Below are 15047 nucleotides of genomic sequence, written 5' to 3' on the forward strand. Positions count from 1 at the left end.
TCGAATGGGCAAGTTTAATCAGAAATATGTTAGCACACGAACGAATACTCACTTATTTGCTTTCAAGTAGACCTATAAGAAAAAGAAATGTTTTTGCATGATTTGATTTGAACCGTTATACTGTAAAGCTGAACCACGATTCAATGCTGTTTAGGATTTAGCGACAAAATACGCAAGATTACCTTGCTTTGCGAGAGGATATAAAATGGAAACGATACATACAGCTAATCAAGACAATCTCTCTGCCTATATTCATATTCCTTTTTGTGAACACATCTGTTACTACTGCGACTTTAATAAGGTATTCATTGAAGGCCAGCCTGTTGATGAATACATCGAGGCTCTTTTATTGGAGGCGCAATTGATGGTCGAGTCCTATCCGGTGAAAAAGAGCGAAACACTATATATTGGTGGAGGAACACCGACATCATTAAATACGCAACAGCTAGAGCGACTGGTCAGCGGTATCCGTGAGATTCTTCCCTTTAGCGACGGGGAGTTCACAGTTGAAGCCAATCCGGGAGACCTTACCGCAGAAAAACTAGACGTTCTAAAAGCATACGGTGTGAATCGCTTGTCAATGGGGGTCCAAACCTTTGAAAATCGATTGCTGAAAAAAATAGGTCGCAAGCACTCAGCTGAGGATGTGTATCAAACAATTGATCTCTTAGAAAAGAATCAATTTGACAATATTTCTATCGACTTAATCTATGCTCTTCCTGGTCAAACGCTAGAAAGCTTTCGTGACACCATCAAACGAGCCATTGAACTGGATCTGCCTCATTACTCGCTGTACTCGCTGATTTTGGAGAATAAGACCATGTTTATGAATTGGGTTCGAAAAGGACGATTGGAATTACCGGATCAGGAAGTCGAAGCACAAATGTTTTTAGAGACAATCGAGGCGATGGAAAAAGCGGGAAGACACCAGTATGAAATCAGCAATTTTGCTAAAAAAGGGTATGAGAGTCGGCATAATCTCGTTTATTGGAACAATCAACACTATTTTGGGATTGGTGCTGGCGCCAGCGGCTATATCAATAACACGAGATATAAAAATCATGGTCCGATCCAGCATTATCTTCATCCATTAAAAGAAAAACAGCTTCCAGTTATTGAAAAAGAGATCTTGACTGAAAAAGAACAGATCGAAGAAGAAATGTTTTTAGGACTTCGAAAACTTTCAGGGGTTAAAAAAGCTGCATTTAAAGAGAAATTTAAGCTTTCTCTCGAAGATGTCTACTCCCAACCGATCAATAGCCTGGTTTCAGAAGGTCTATTAGAAAACACGGATACAGCAGTCTTTTTAACTCAGAAAGGTGTGTTTCGAGGGAATGAAGTTTTCGAACACTTTTTGCTGGATAAAGAGAATTAGCACTCTATGTTTCAGAGTGCTAATATTGATGTATTTTTTCTTGACTTCTTTTTTCAATGTGATATATTAGTAATCGAGTTAGCACTTAAATAGATGGAGTGCTAACCAGAGGGTGAAGAAAAATGTTAACAGATCGTCAAAAAATAATTCTTAGTTTGATCATTCAAAATTACACAAGCAATGGTCAACCTGTAGGATCAAAAAAGTTGATGGACGAAGGTGTAAACGCCAGCTCTGCCACGATTCGCAATGATATGAAGGTCTTGGAGGAGTACGGACTGTTAGAGAAGACTCATTCTTCTTCTGGAAGAATTCCATCGATGAAAGGCTACCGCTACTATGTCGATCATCTGCTGAAACCGGATAAGGTGGCACGTCAGGAGATCGATCAAATTCGATTGTCGCTAAAAAAGGATATTCATGAAATTGATGATATCATTCGTCATTCGGCGGAGATGCTGTCTCAGGTGACCAGTTACACCGCCTTTTCATTAGGCCCAGAAATGAAGGATCGAAAACTGACTGGGTTTCGTATCGTACCGTTAAATGACAAGCAAATTTTAGCGATTATTGTGACCGATCGTGGCAATGTAGAAAGTCAGGTCTTTCGAATTCCTGAAAATGTCGCCAGCAGCGATCTTGAAAAAATGGTGAAGATCATTAATGACCGTTTAGTGGGAGAACCATTAGCGACAGTCTACCAAAAGCTGCGCACGGAGATCCCAATGATTTTGCATCGTTATTTTCAAACCACAGAAGGTGTTTCTCGGCTCTTCGATGTGATTTTAAACGAGGCCTTTGAAGAAAAGGTGTATGTCAGCGGCGGCATGAACATTCTGAATTTCAATCAAGGCCCTGACATCCATCAAATCAAATCTATGTATACACTCGTACAGGATCCAAACGAATTAGTGCGTTTGCTGATTCCTTTCACAGATCCAGTGCACATACGCATTGGCAACGAGTTGGAGAACGAGCTGCTGCAGAACATGAGCTTGATTCAAGCCAATTACGATATCGAAGGACACGGAACTGGTGTCATCGGATTGTTGGGACCTGCAAACATGCCGTATTCTCGTATGTTTGGATTAGTCGAGGTTTTTCGTAGGGAATTAGCCAATAAGTTGGCAGACTACTATCGTTCTCTTGATTAGAAAATAAATAAAAAAAGCAGTAAGATGAATAAGTGAAGTAAAAATCTTTTTCATATCGATGAAGAGGAGAAAGGATGGCAAGCGGTGAGCGAAAAAGAAAAAAATGAAGCAACCAATGAAGAAGTAGAACCTACTGAAACTACCGAGGATATAGCAGAAGAGACGGTGGAGGAACTGACACCAGAAGAGCTGTTGCAGGCTAAAGTTGAGGAACTAGAAGATCAGTTTTTACGGGCACGAGCTGAAATCGCAAATATTACGAATCGCAATCGCAATGAACGTGAACAACTGCAAAAATATCGTTCACAGGATCTGGCAAAGAAATTGTTTCCAGCGATGGATAATTTGGAGCGGGCGATGGCAACGGAAGTCTCCAATGAACAAGGCGCCAGCTTGAAAAAAGGCGTAGAAATGGTTTTGGAAAGCTTGCGTCATGCATTGAAGGAAGAAGGCATTGAAGAAATCAAAGCTTCAGGCGAAGCCTTTGACCCGAATCTTCATCAGGCAGTTCAAACGATCCCAGCCGGTGACGATGTCGCGGCAGATACAATTGTCGAGGTCCTGCAAAAGGGCTACAAACTACACGACCGTGTGTTGCGACCAGCAATGGTTATCGTAGCACAATAATAATATAGATAAAATTAAAAAGGAGCGCATTCAATTATGAGTAAAATTATCGGTATTGACTTAGGTACGACCAACTCTGCAGTCGCAGTTTTAGAAGGCGGCGAAGCAAAAATTATCGCCAACCCAGAAGGAAATCGTACAACACCCTCTGTTGTTTCTTTCAAAAATGGAGAGATCCAAGTAGGGGAAGTTGCGAAGCGTCAAGCAGTAACCAATCCAAACACCATTTCTTCAATTAAACGTCATATTGGAGAAGCAGGCTACAAAACGGAGGTCGAAGGAAAATCGTATACACCTCAAGAAGTTTCAGCAATGATCCTGCAATACATCAAAGGATTCGCAGAAGATTACTTAGGTGAAAAAGTTGAAAAGGCCGTTATCACAGTTCCTGCTTACTTTAACGACTCACAACGTCAAGCAACCAAAGACGCTGGTAAAATCGCTGGTTTGGAAGTTGAACGGATCGTCAACGAACCAACTGCGGCAGCTTTAGCTTACGGCTTAGACAAAACAGACAAAGATCAAAAAATCTTAGTCTTTGACCTTGGTGGCGGTACTTTTGACGTATCAATCCTTGAATTAGGGGATGGCGTATTTGACGTATTGTCAACTGCTGGGGACAACAAACTAGGTGGGGATGACTTTGATAACAAGATCATCGATCATTTGGTTGCTGAATTCAAAAAAGAAAATGGTGTAGACCTTTCATTAGATAAAATGGCTATGCAACGTCTGAAAGACGCTGCTGAAAAAGCGAAAAAAGATTTGTCAGGCGTAAGCTCAACACAAATCAGCTTACCATTTATCACTGCTGGTGATGCGGGTCCATTGCACTTGGAAACAACATTATCTCGTGCAAAATTTGACGAAATTACAGCTGACTTAGTAGAACGTACTAAAATTCCAGTACGTCAAGCGTTGAAAGATGCTGGCTTGTCACAATCTGAAGTGGACGAAGTAATCCTAGTAGGTGGTTCAACACGTATTCCTGCAGTCGTTGAAGCAGTCCGCAAAGAAACTGGTAAAGAACCAAACAAATCTGTAAACCCAGACGAAGTAGTAGCGATGGGTGCTGCTATCCAAGGCGGCGTAATCACTGGTGATGTGAAGGACGTTGTTTTACTGGATGTGACGCCTCTGTCATTAGGTATCGAAACAATGGGTAGCGTATTTACTAAATTGATCGACCGCAACACAACGATCCCTACAAGTAAATCACAAGTCTTTTCAACAGCAGCAGACAATCAACCAGCCGTTGATATCCATGTTCTTCAAGGGGAACGTCCAATGGCTGCGGACAACAAAACATTAGGTCGTTTCCAATTAACGGATATTCCACCAGCACCACGTGGGATTCCTCAAATTGAAGTTACTTTTGATATCGACAAAAACGGTATTGTAAATGTTTCTGCCAAAGACTTAGGCACACAAAAAGAACAAAAAATTACAATTAAATCTTCTTCAGGTTTGTCTGATGACGAAATCGAACGCATGGTGAAAGACGCAGAAGCGAATGCTGAAGCCGATAAAGCTCGTAAAGAAGAAGTTGACTTACGTAATGACATCGACGCTTTACTATTCTCTGTTGACAAAACATTGAAGGAATTAGAAGGCAAAGTGGATGCTGACGAAGTGAAGAAAGCTGAAGACGCTCGTGAAGAGTTGAAGGCGGCAGTTGAAGCCAACGACTTAGAACAAATGAAAGAAAAACGCGATGCATTGAATGAAATCGTTCAAAACTTAACAGTAAAACTTTACGAACAAGCAGCACAGCAACAAGCTCAAGAAAATCCAGAAGCAGCGCAAGGCGGCGCGGATGATGTCGTAGATGCTGATTTCGAAGAAGTAGACGACGATGATAAGTAATTAGCCTGTCGATAAAAAGCCAAAGTCATCGCTTTGGCTTTTTATTTTTAAGAAATAGTCTCAACCTCAAAAAAAGTGCAAGAAAAGATTCGTATCACTTTTGAATTATGATACAATACATAAGATGTTAATATATATGGAGGGAAGCCAATGGCTACAAAACGAGATTACTACGAGGTCCTGGGACTGCAAAAAGGGGCTTCGGATGATGAAATCAAAAAAGCATATCGCAAGCTTTCCAAGCAGTATCACCCAGATATTAATAAAGAAGCGGATGCCGAAGATAAATTCAAGGAGATTTCTGAAGCTTACGAAATCTTAAGCGACCCTCAGAAGCGGGCAGCCTATGATCAATATGGACACGCGGGAACCGATCCTAACTTTGGTGGAGGTGCAGGCGGATTTGGTGGTTTTGGCGGCGGAGGCGGCTTCGGCGGCAATGCTGGATTTGGTTTTGAAGATATTTTCGAATCATTCTTTGGTGGAGGCGGTCGACAAGCCGATCCAAATGCACCACGTCAAGGCGCTGATTTGCAATATTCAATCAACTTGGAATTTGAAGAAGCAATCTTTGGTGTGGAAAAAGAAATCAAATACAATCGTGAAGAGGTTTGTCATACCTGTCAAGGGAATGGTGCAAAACCAGGGACTGAACCTGTTGTTTGTCATAAATGCCATGGTTCAGGATCAATCAATGTCGAACGTCAAACACCACTTGGTCGTGTGATGAGTCGACAAACCTGTGATGTTTGTCATGGAACAGGGAAAGAGATTAAAGATCCTTGTCCAACTTGTCATGGGTCTGGACACGAAAAACGCCCGCATACTGTCAAGGTCAATGTGCCTGCCGGGGTCGAGGATGGCCAGCAAATGCGTCTTGCTGATCAAGGAGAAGCAGGTGTGAATGGCGGACCTTACGGTGATCTGTATGTAGTATTCAAGGTTTCTCAAAGCGATATCTTTGATCGAGATGGGTCAGAAATCTATTACACCTTACCGTTAAGCTTTGTACAGGCAGCGTTAGGAGATGAGGTGGCAGTTCCTACCGTACATGGCGATGTGAAGCTGAAAATTCCTGCCGGGACACAGACAGGAACCAAATTCCGTCTTCGTGGAAAGGGCGCACCAAGATTGCGCGGGAATGCAACTGGAGATCAACAAGTTACTGTTAAGATTATCACTCCGAAAAATCTGAATGATCAGCAAAGAGAAGCCTTGCGAGCATTTGCAAAAGCAGGCGGTCAAACAGTCAGTGAACAAAAGGACGAGGGGTTCTTCGGGAAAGTCAAAGACGCCTTTGGTGGAAAAAAATAGAATCAATTTAACCAGACAATCCTGTCTGGTTTTTTTTATAGTATAATTTCTGTATTAGAGGGAATTTCGGGAGGCGAATGTATGAAAAAAATCGAACGGGTCATCGAACGCATGATGAATGATTTGCTCTATTATTTTGTGGCAACGGACATCGATGATCTAGATCCACTGTTGCGCACGCTGCATTTCTTTGTTCAATCTGTCGATCAAAGTCGGCTGTCCAAACGAATTGTTGATAAACGGGTGGTACGCCGGGTCTTTACAGAGCAAATGCCGCTGCATCTGCCGCTTTTTACCGATGAAAGTTTCGTTGCTTATCAAATCATCAATGACTTTTACTATGCCTGCTTATTGGAAAAAATCATCACACGTCAGGAATATACGATGATCATCTTATTATTAAGAGAAAACCGCGAAATTTTTTTCCAACGTATGACCAATCCTGATTACTGGTCCGAACGAAAGATTCGGACATTGGACGAGTGGATGTTGGACGATAAGGAATATGATACTAAAATAGATACTATGGCTTTTGAGACCTCGAAAATCATTGAGTTTCCCCAAAAAAAGGGGACAGCTCCGCCTCGGGCAAGAGAGTGCTCTTATCAACTTCGCATTGATATTCAAGGCTGCAAGCCGCCTGTTTGGCGACGATTGGTTTTACCTGAAGGTTCAACTTTCGAACAACTGCATCATTTGATTCAGATCATGTTTTCGCTTGAAAACAATCCGCACTATTTTTTCGAGATTAGAAATGAAATCATCAAGAACCCAGAACTTTCATTTCGGTTCGACGCTGCGAAAAAGGTGCAGATCGATGCTTATCTTCAAAGAGGTAGTCAATTTAAATATGTAAATTCATCAACTGGAAACCAGTTTTTCAAGATCGTTGTCGAGAAAGTATTGGATCAGGTGTTTGCCATTCCTTGCTGTGCCAAAGCAAAAGGGTTGACTGCTGATGCTTCAGATCTTGATTTGAAACGAATCGATCGTGAAATGCATGAATACTGGAAGAGCGACTGATCGGTCGCTCTTTTTTGCTGGACAATAAATTCGGTTCAAAAAGAAAATTGAAAGAAGTAAAGTAAGACCTTTTGTAATAGGCAAAATCATCCAAACCGTTGTTCATTCCAAAATTTTACTAATGAAATCCCCTTTAAACATCGCTAAGGCAACTGTTTGCTTAGGATTTCCGAACGATGAAAAGAAAATGCTGAAAACGGAGCATCCGCTTGCTGAAGCGATGGTTAGTTTAAGAGTGCGAGACTGAGCAAAGAAAGAGCGATATTCAGCGAAGCCAATCCTAAAACACCGAAAAAAAGACCTGAGAAGCAAGTTCTCAGGTCGATTGGTTAGTTTCTCAGCAGAAATCGTTTTATTCCACTAGGTCTTTTTTCGCCTTTGATCGGAGCATTATCGACAATCAGCAGTGCAATCATAACAAAGCCGATCCAACTATCTCGAGAATACAGTACATATTCAGGTATCCATTCAGAGGCGTACTTGTCCTTGTATTCTTTTAGGCCGCCAAAGGAGTAAAAACGGGAGCCGAAATGATAAACCAAATAGGCGATTCTTTCTTGCGTAAAACTTTTCCTAGAAGTACCCACGTTGGCTAATGGAGCCATTCCTAAATCAAAGTAAGCAACCCCTTGTTCTCTCATATACTGAAAAAGGTTGATAAACAAAAAGTCCATCGTACCGCTTGGCGCTTTTTTGGGGCTGTGCCGCATCAAGTCGATCGTACCGATCTCCTTAGAATAGGTTGGCATGAAGTTTGCGAAGGCGACAAGTTCTTCCTCTTTATTTTTTACGACAGCGATTGGGGCACGCTGCAGATAATCCTCAGAGAAAAAGCCTAGGGAAAATCCCTTTTCCTTGCGGCCAGCAAGCCACTCATCAGAGATTCCTTTTAATTGCTGCATGGTTTCGGCAGAAAAGGGCGGTTGTAAAACATCAAATTGGAAACCTTCTTTAATGTTTTTGTTGAAACTCGACCGTTGCCCCTTCCTCTTTTTACCGCTTAGAGTAAAATCAGGCAAAAAGACATGAGCCTTCTCGCCAAACTTGATAAAGTCATATCCAAACTCATGCAGAATCATGACCATCTCTTCACCGTTTTCATAAAACACCGGCTGATAATTGTATTTATCTGCTTCAGTGATCAGTGCTTCTGTAGCAGCTGGAAAGTCCTCCTTTTTGCCAGAGGGATCTCCCATAATCAATAACTTGTTGTTAAAGGTAGCCAGTTGAAAAAAAACAGTATCAATCTCTCCGGATTGATAATAAAACACCTGTTTGTCCTTTAAAAATACTAATTGGCTGTCCGGATTGCCTCCATAAGTCTCAAGAATAGATTGTACTCGAGTGTCCTCTACGGCTTCACCGATTCTGATTCGCGGGCCTTTTAAAAAACGAATCAATAATAAGACGATTAGTGAGACCAGTAAAATGGCTGCGAAACCAACGATCCAAATCTGTTCGCTGGGAAATAAAAAGAATTCCGGCAAGTGGTGGCGATGGTGAATTGTTGGACTATTGTAGACCCCGATCACGATGTAGAGAAGTGCCAATCCACCTATGATGAAGCCGTCAATGGTAAGCCATTCCGCGGAATAAACCAGCTGTTCTCGATACAATTCTCCCTTTGAAAAAATGACAAAAAGCAGCAGTAAGGTTAAATAAATCCCTGTAAATACCGTAAATCCTGCGGCCAAAGTGTAGACAAAGCTAAGTAAAATCAAGATGATCGTCGGCCAAAATCCTCTTTTTACCCGAGCAGCAATGCCTCTTCCAGCAATAATCAATAAGTAACCTAACAAGATAGCCGGGAAAACAACGATTGCTCGGGAGTGTATTGGATTCAGCCTGCGTAAAAAGCGAAAATGCTCAAACGCCTCTGGGATCGTGGCAGATAACACGAGCATAGTCCCCGTAAAATACAGCAAGATGACCTCCAGCTTGTGTGCCAGTTCTTTTAGCAGGTCGACTGGAATCCCATGATAGTGCTGGTTCAATGTGGTTCCAATATTTCTAAAGAATAAGACGATACCTATCAAAAAAGGAATAATGTAATAAAAAAGCCGGAATAGTAAAATCCAAGCGACCACAGTCTCTCTTGAAATACCTAAAGCAGACAATCCGATGATCATCATCAAATCAAAGCTGCCCAGCTCTCCGGGGATCATTGAGACAATACCGATGACTGTTGCTGCAATAAACAATGGAACAACTTGTCTAATCTCAAATGAGATTCCCATCAAAAAGCCTGTTGAGATAAAACTAACGAGTACACCCGTCCATTCAAGAAAAGAGGTGCCGATCAATTGGAATCGTTCGCGGTTTTTTAGGTCCCCTAAATATTCTCCTTTTCCAAAGACACTTAAAAGAAACACGATTGGGAAATAAAGCCCGCCGCCAATCAACCAAAGCCAATATTGCTGCAGATAAGATCCAGTTTGTCCGGTCAAGGTCAGAAAAAAAGAAAGCAATGCGTAGATCGACAGGCCAGACATCGTAAAAACCAGCACTTTTGACAAAGCCTTCACAACTGCTTTACCTGAAGTCTTTTTTCCGTATAATTCAGAGCGCAGCCCTGCACTGATAAAACCGCCAAAACCCGCTATATTATTCAATGTATTAACAAGCCAACTTGTTTCTAATAAATATACCTTATTCGGTTTTTGCCCTAACAATCGGTTCAAAACCCAATCGTACCCGACCATCGGCAGAATCGCGAGTAAACCAATAAGCGCCATTAAGACAATTCGTCCCTTGCTGATTTGATCGAAAATCGTTCCCAACTGATCGAACGAAATGGTTTTTCCAATATTCATCAATTCTGATACGACGATTACCACCACGGAAAGTAGAAAAATAACTTTTATTTTTCCTAAGCGGTTTTTGAACCATTCTACTATGTTCTTCAATCTATTCACCTCAGTTTTCCAATAAAAATTGCAATACTTCCTGATTAAAACGTTTCGGGTTTCTTCTGGCAAACATATGTCCCTGACCGGAAACTAACGCGAAGCTGGCATTAGGAATCGAACGGGCGATATACATGCTGTGCTCAGTCTTTATCACATCATGCTTGCCTACAATAACCAGAGTTGGTGCAGCAATCCGTTCAAGATCTTCTTTCTTGACTCCGATATCTCGAAACAGCAATCTTAAAATCGGTAAAAAATTACGCATCCCTGTATCAAAAAAGGCTCCTAGCCAGACGATCGCATATTGAATGTAACTCCCGAAATGAGGAAGTGATCGAACACCGCTAGGGTCGGTATTGCCTGCATTCAAAATCAAATGATCCACCATAGCGGGATAGCGGCAGGCAAACACCATCGCTAAGTTTGCACCATCACTAAAACCAAGAAAATCTGCTTTTTCCAGTTGCTCTTTCATCATCAGTGTTCGCAAGTCTTCTGCCATCAATTGAAAGCTGATTTTCTTTTGAGTATTGGTTGAACGACCATGGCCGCGACTATCTATGACAAAAACAGTGAAATGCTTGCTGAAGCTGTTGAGCTGTCTTGAAAAGTATTTTCCGCTGCCGCCGTTTCCGTGAAGTAGAAATAGGGCAGGTCCAGCACCATATTTTTCATAATAGATTTCTGAACCGTCTTGCATGACGGCTGTTCGTTTCTCGTTTTTCAAATCATCACCTACTAATGTATAGTATACCGATTTTCTTGGAGGTTTCACAACTAAATGGGTAAATAAACTGAATACTTTCTTATGATTCATTAAAGAAGTATAAAACCGTCAGAAATTGCTTTTAAAATTAATAAGCCTTCTTGTACTATAAGAGAAAATATTGAATGTTTGGACGAATTTACGAATGATGAGCAAATTTTTAAAACGACTGCTACTCTTTGTATTGCTGCTAAGTCTGATGGCAGCGGGAGTGATGTTTTATCGAACCAATCAATCGACTAAAAATGTAAATCACTACCGGTCTGAAGTAGCAGAAATCGCTGCTGAGAACGGCATGGAAAAATACACAGATGTGATATTGGCTATTATGTATACTGAGTCAAAGGGCAAAGGGACTGACTTAATGCAAAGCTCCGAAAGTGTTTATGGTGTCAGAGGACAGATTTCTTCTCAGAAAGAGAGCATTGAGCAAGGAATCTCGCACTTCGCAGAAAGCCTTCGATTGAGTAGAGAAGCCGGGTGTGATCTTTCTACCGCGATTCAAGCGTATAATTATGGGTTTCAATACATCGATTTTGTGAAAGCGCATGGCGGAACCAATTCTGTAGAGTTGGCGGAACAGTATTCTAGAGATGTTTTGTCCCCTCAAATGGGGAACAACGAACAAAACCAATACCGCTATGTCAAATGGCAGGCTGTTTTGTACAATGGGGGTTATTTATACCAAGACGGCGGCAACATGTTTTATGCGGATGTCGTGTCCATGAATCAGCACCTGCTTGACTGGTTTCAAAGGATTCAGTAAGTCTTAAAACAGACGGCACAAAACTTGCAAAAAGTAAGAGAAATGTTATAATGATAGATGTATAATTTTGCCTAAAAGTCGCGCTGATCGAACATTGTATTGGGGCGATTTTTGTAGCTGTTATCATAATTTTGGAATTGGGGTGATGTTTGTGGCACAAAGGATTCCCCAAGAGGTGATCGATGAGGTCCGCAGCAAAACCAATATCGTGGAAGTTGTCGGGCAATATGTTCAATTAAAAAAGGCCGGAAAGAACTATTCAGGGCTATGCCCATTTCATGAGGAGAAGACTCCTTCGTTCAGTGTTGCGGAAGACAAGCAGATGTTTTATTGCTTTGGTTGCGGCAAAGGTGGGAATGTTTTTACTTTTTTACAGGAATTGGAAGGGCTGAATTTTCCCGAGGCAGTCAAACGTGTGGCCGATCTTGAACAAATCCCATTGGCTTTTGAGATTCGTTCCGAACCAGTTTCTGAAGTTTCCTCACAACAGCGGCAATTGCTTGCACTGCACGAGCGCGTCAGAGATTTGTATCATCACATATTGATGAATACGAAGGTCGGAGAAGAGGCGTTGAACTATCTTCATGAACGTGGATTGAACGATGAACTGATTGAAGAGTTTAACATCGGATTCGCACCAAACGAGCGTGGTTTTTTAGTTCAGGTATGTCAGCAAGACAAGATTGAAACAGCTGTGATGGAAAACAGCGGATTGTTCGTTCAACGTGAAGATGGAAGCTTCAATGACCGCTTTTATCAACGAGTGATGTTTCCTTTGAATGATCCTCGTGGTCGAACGGTTGGGTTTTCCGGACGTTTGTTGGTCTCAAAAGATTTTTCTGGAGAAAATCAGCCGAAGTATTTGAATTCACCTGAGACAGAATTGTTTAACAAACGGCAAGTATTATTTAATTTTGACAAAGCGCGTAATGAGATCCGCAAACAAGGAGAAGCGATCCTGTTTGAAGGATTCATGGATGTGCTAGCCGCGTGGCAGGCCGGAATCAAGATCGGCTTGGCTTCGATGGGAACCAGCTTGACAGAACAGCAGATCCGTGCGATCGAACGGCTCACCAGTCATGTCATATTGGCTTATGATGGTGATAGTGCTGGACTCACAGCTACGGAACGGGCGTTGAGGTTGTTGACAGACCATAGTCGGTTGCAATTATCCGCTGTAACAATCCCTGAGAAGCTGGACCCGGATGAATATTTAAGGAAATATGGTGCAGAGGAATTACGAAACCTGCTGCAGCATGGAAGACAGACTCCTTTTGTTTTCAAGATGAATTACCTTGAAAAAGGATTGAATCTCGAAAACGAAAATGATCGATTGATTTATTTGAATGAGTTAGTCGATGAGCTGGTAAAGGTTCAATCTCCGATGGAGCAAGATCTTTACCTAGGGCAATTGTCTGAGCGTTTTGATATCACTCGAGAAGGACTTAAGCAGCAGTTGAAACAGGCAAGACGATCTCAGCGCTCTGAGCGCAGAGAACAACGCCAAGTGATAGATACTACTGCACCAGTACCACAAAAAAGCAGTCTCTCTATCGTTGAAAAGGCTGAAAGAATGTTGTTGTATCGAGGAATGAATGAACGTAGTGTTCGCGAACGATTGGTGCAAGATGAGGTTCAATTCGTGCACGATCAATACCAGGAATTGCTGCTTCACTTAGATAGTTATATGATGGTTCATGATCAATTTGTTTTAGCAGATTTTCTGAACTATTTACAGGAAGACTCAATGAAACGTTTAATCATTGAGATTTCCGTTTTACAAATGTCAGAGGATAGTACGGAAGAGGAAATCTATGACTTAATGCAGGTGATCTCGCAGGCTGGCATCGCTGATGAAATCAAAAAACGACAAAAAGAGCAGCTGGAAGCCAGAAAAGCTGGAAATCAGCAAAGAGAATTAGAATTAACAATCCAAATTATCGAACTGACGAAGCGCTTGAAACAAGCCGAAATGTGAAAGGGGCATTTTTATTTATGGCAGATGTAAAAACCAACAAAGAATACCAAACCGCTCTAGCAGCCTTTATCAAGGAGAAAAAACCATTAGGTCAAGTTGTTTATGATGAGTTGACCAATCGGATGGCGACACCTTACTCTTTGAATGCCGAAGCGATGGATCAATTGATCCAAAAAGTCGAAGATGCTGGAATCAGCGTTGTTGACGAGAACGGCGAGCCTTCAAAAGCAAGCCTAAAACAAAATGAGAAAGCTGCAAAGGCTGCAGCTGTCGAAGATTTGTCTGCCCCTACTGGAGTAAAAATCAATGATCCCGTTCGTATGTATTTAAAAGAAATCGGACGTGTTCCTTTATTAACAGCTGAAGAAGAAGTCGAATTAGCTTTATTGATCGAACAAGGAGATCAAGAAGCAAAACAACGTTTGGCTGAAGCCAACTTACGTTTGGTCGTAAGTATTGCAAAACGCTATGTCGGACGCGGTATGCAGTTTCTTGATCTGATTCAAGAAGGCAATATGGGATTGATGAAGGCTGTTGAAAAATTTGATTACCGTAAAGGTTTTAAGTTTTCTACCTACGCAACCTGGTGGATTCGCCAAGCCATTACGCGAGCAATCGCTGACCAAGCTCGAACGATCCGTATCCCTGTGCATATGGTCGAAACGATCAATAAACTCATTCGAGTGCAGCGTCAATTATTGCAAGATCTTGGAAGAGAACCTACACCAGAAGAGATCGGAGCTGAAATGGATCTCCCGACTGAAAAGGTACGTGAGATTTTAAAAATTGCTCAGGAACCTGTTTCTCTGGAAACACCAATTGGTGAAGAGGATGATTCTCATCTAGGTGATTTCATCGAAGATCAAGAAGCAACCAGTCCAGCTGAACACGCAGCGTCTGAGATGCTGAAGGAACAATTAGAGGATGTACTGGATACATTGACGGACCGCGAGGAGAATGTATTGCGCTTGCGTTTTGGATTAGACGATGGCAGAACACGCACCTTAGAAGAGGTTGGTAAAGTCTTTGGCGTCACTCGTGAACGGATTCGTCAGATCGAGGCGAAGGCATTACGTAAATTGCGTCATCCCTCTCGTTCGAAACAATTAAAAGATTTCTTAGAATAAGCATTCACGGCAGATCAAGAGAAAGTCGTCAGACTTTCTCTTGATCTTTTTTCTAGCTATTTTTTCACAAAGAAAATAGGCAGTACACAAATGATACATTTCAAATATATTGAAAAAAATTATTAATGCATAAGCAGTTATT

At 41.7% G+C, this 15047-nt stretch carries 11 protein-coding genes; 9 read left to right on the forward strand and 2 right to left on the reverse strand.

The window, feature by feature from the left end; translation table 11 throughout:
* Positions 1-205 precede the first annotated feature (205 nt).
* From hemW to NRIC_RS03220, 6 genes are all read left to right on the forward strand, one after another.
* Entirely contained in the window at positions 206-1375 is a 1170-nt protein-coding gene (gene hemW / locus NRIC_RS03195; RefSeq protein WP_146621261.1) for a radical SAM family heme chaperone HemW, read from the forward strand.
* Positions 1376-1497: 122 nt separating this feature from the next.
* Positions 1498-2529: a heat-inducible transcriptional repressor HrcA gene (gene hrcA, locus NRIC_RS03200; protein WP_146621262.1), complete on the forward strand. Its 1032-nt coding sequence runs from the start codon at positions 1498-1500 to the stop codon at positions 2527-2529.
* A gap of 54 nt (positions 2530-2583) precedes the next feature.
* Entirely contained in the window at positions 2584-3156 is a 573-nt protein-coding gene (gene grpE, locus NRIC_RS03205; protein WP_146621263.1) for a nucleotide exchange factor GrpE, read from the forward strand.
* A 36-nt stretch (positions 3157-3192) separates the two neighbouring features.
* On the forward strand, positions 3193-5022 hold the full coding sequence (gene dnaK / locus NRIC_RS03210; protein WP_146621264.1) for a molecular chaperone DnaK: 1830 nt from the start codon (positions 3193-3195) through the stop codon (positions 5020-5022).
* A 150-nt stretch (positions 5023-5172) separates the two neighbouring features.
* Positions 5173-6336, forward strand: coding sequence for a molecular chaperone DnaJ (dnaJ, locus tag NRIC_RS03215; protein ID WP_146621265.1), 1164 nt, complete (start codon positions 5173-5175; stop codon positions 6334-6336).
* A gap of 81 nt (positions 6337-6417) precedes the next feature.
* Entirely contained in the window at positions 6418-7359 is a 942-nt protein-coding gene (locus NRIC_RS03220) for an IS1096 element passenger TnpR family protein (RefSeq protein WP_146621266.1), read from the forward strand.
* Between the two features lie 329 nt (positions 7360-7688).
* On the opposite strand, the gene mprF is transcribed toward NRIC_RS03220, so the two are convergent.
* Positions 7689-10265: a bifunctional lysylphosphatidylglycerol flippase/synthetase MprF gene (gene mprF / locus NRIC_RS03225; RefSeq protein ID WP_146621267.1), complete on the reverse strand. Its 2577-nt coding sequence runs from the start codon at positions 10263-10265 to the stop codon at positions 7689-7691.
* Between the two features lie 10 nt (positions 10266-10275).
* Positions 10276-10995 carry an alpha/beta fold hydrolase gene (locus tag NRIC_RS03230; RefSeq protein ID WP_146621268.1) on the reverse strand — a complete coding sequence of 240 codons (720 nt, stop codon included), beginning with the start codon at positions 10993-10995 and terminating at the stop codon, positions 10276-10278.
* Between the two features lie 184 nt (positions 10996-11179).
* On the opposite strand from NRIC_RS03230, the gene NRIC_RS03235 reads away from it, so the two are divergent.
* The 3 genes from NRIC_RS03235 to rpoD all read left to right on the forward strand — a co-directional run bounded on the left by NRIC_RS03235 (position 11180) and on the right by rpoD (position 14905).
* On the forward strand, positions 11180-11800 hold the full coding sequence (locus NRIC_RS03235; RefSeq protein ID WP_146621269.1) for a lysozyme family protein: 621 nt from the start codon (positions 11180-11182) through the stop codon (positions 11798-11800).
* Positions 11801-11951: 151 nt separating this feature from the next.
* Complete coding sequence (dnaG, locus tag NRIC_RS03240; protein WP_146621270.1) at positions 11952-13778, forward strand: DNA primase; 1827 nt, start codon at positions 11952-11954, stop codon at positions 13776-13778.
* 17 nt (positions 13779-13795) lie between these two features.
* Positions 13796-14905 carry an RNA polymerase sigma factor RpoD gene (gene rpoD / locus NRIC_RS03245; RefSeq protein ID WP_146621271.1) on the forward strand — a complete coding sequence of 370 codons (1110 nt, stop codon included), beginning with the start codon at positions 13796-13798 and terminating at the stop codon, positions 14903-14905.
* Positions 14906-15047: the final 142 nt, after the last annotated feature.

This window comes from Enterococcus florum (genome assembly GCF_004309355.1).
Taxonomy (GTDB): Bacteria; Bacillota; Bacilli; order Lactobacillales; family Enterococcaceae; genus Enterococcus_A; species Enterococcus_A florum.

Bases quoted from the DNA above. Each gene is read 5' to 3' on its own strand.
- dnaK (WP_146621264.1), top strand. From the start codon at position 3,193: ATGAGTAAAATTATCGGTATTGACTTAGGTACGACCAACTCTGCAGTC.
- dnaJ (WP_146621265.1), top strand. From the start codon at position 5,173: ATGGCTACAAAACGAGATTACTACGAGGTCCTGGGACTGCAAAAAGGG.
- hemW (WP_146621261.1), top strand. From the start codon at position 206: ATGGAAACGATACATACAGCTAATCAAGACAATCTCTCTGCCTATATT.
- NRIC_RS03235 (WP_146621269.1), top strand. From the start codon at position 11,180: ATGATGAGCAAATTTTTAAAACGACTGCTACTCTTTGTATTGCTGCTA.
- NRIC_RS03220 (WP_146621266.1), top strand. From the start codon at position 6,418: ATGAAAAAAATCGAACGGGTCATCGAACGCATGATGAATGATTTGCTC.
- rpoD (WP_146621271.1), top strand. From the start codon at position 13,796: ATGGCAGATGTAAAAACCAACAAAGAATACCAAACCGCTCTAGCAGCC.
- hrcA (WP_146621262.1), top strand. From the start codon at position 1,498: ATGTTAACAGATCGTCAAAAAATAATTCTTAGTTTGATCATTCAAAAT.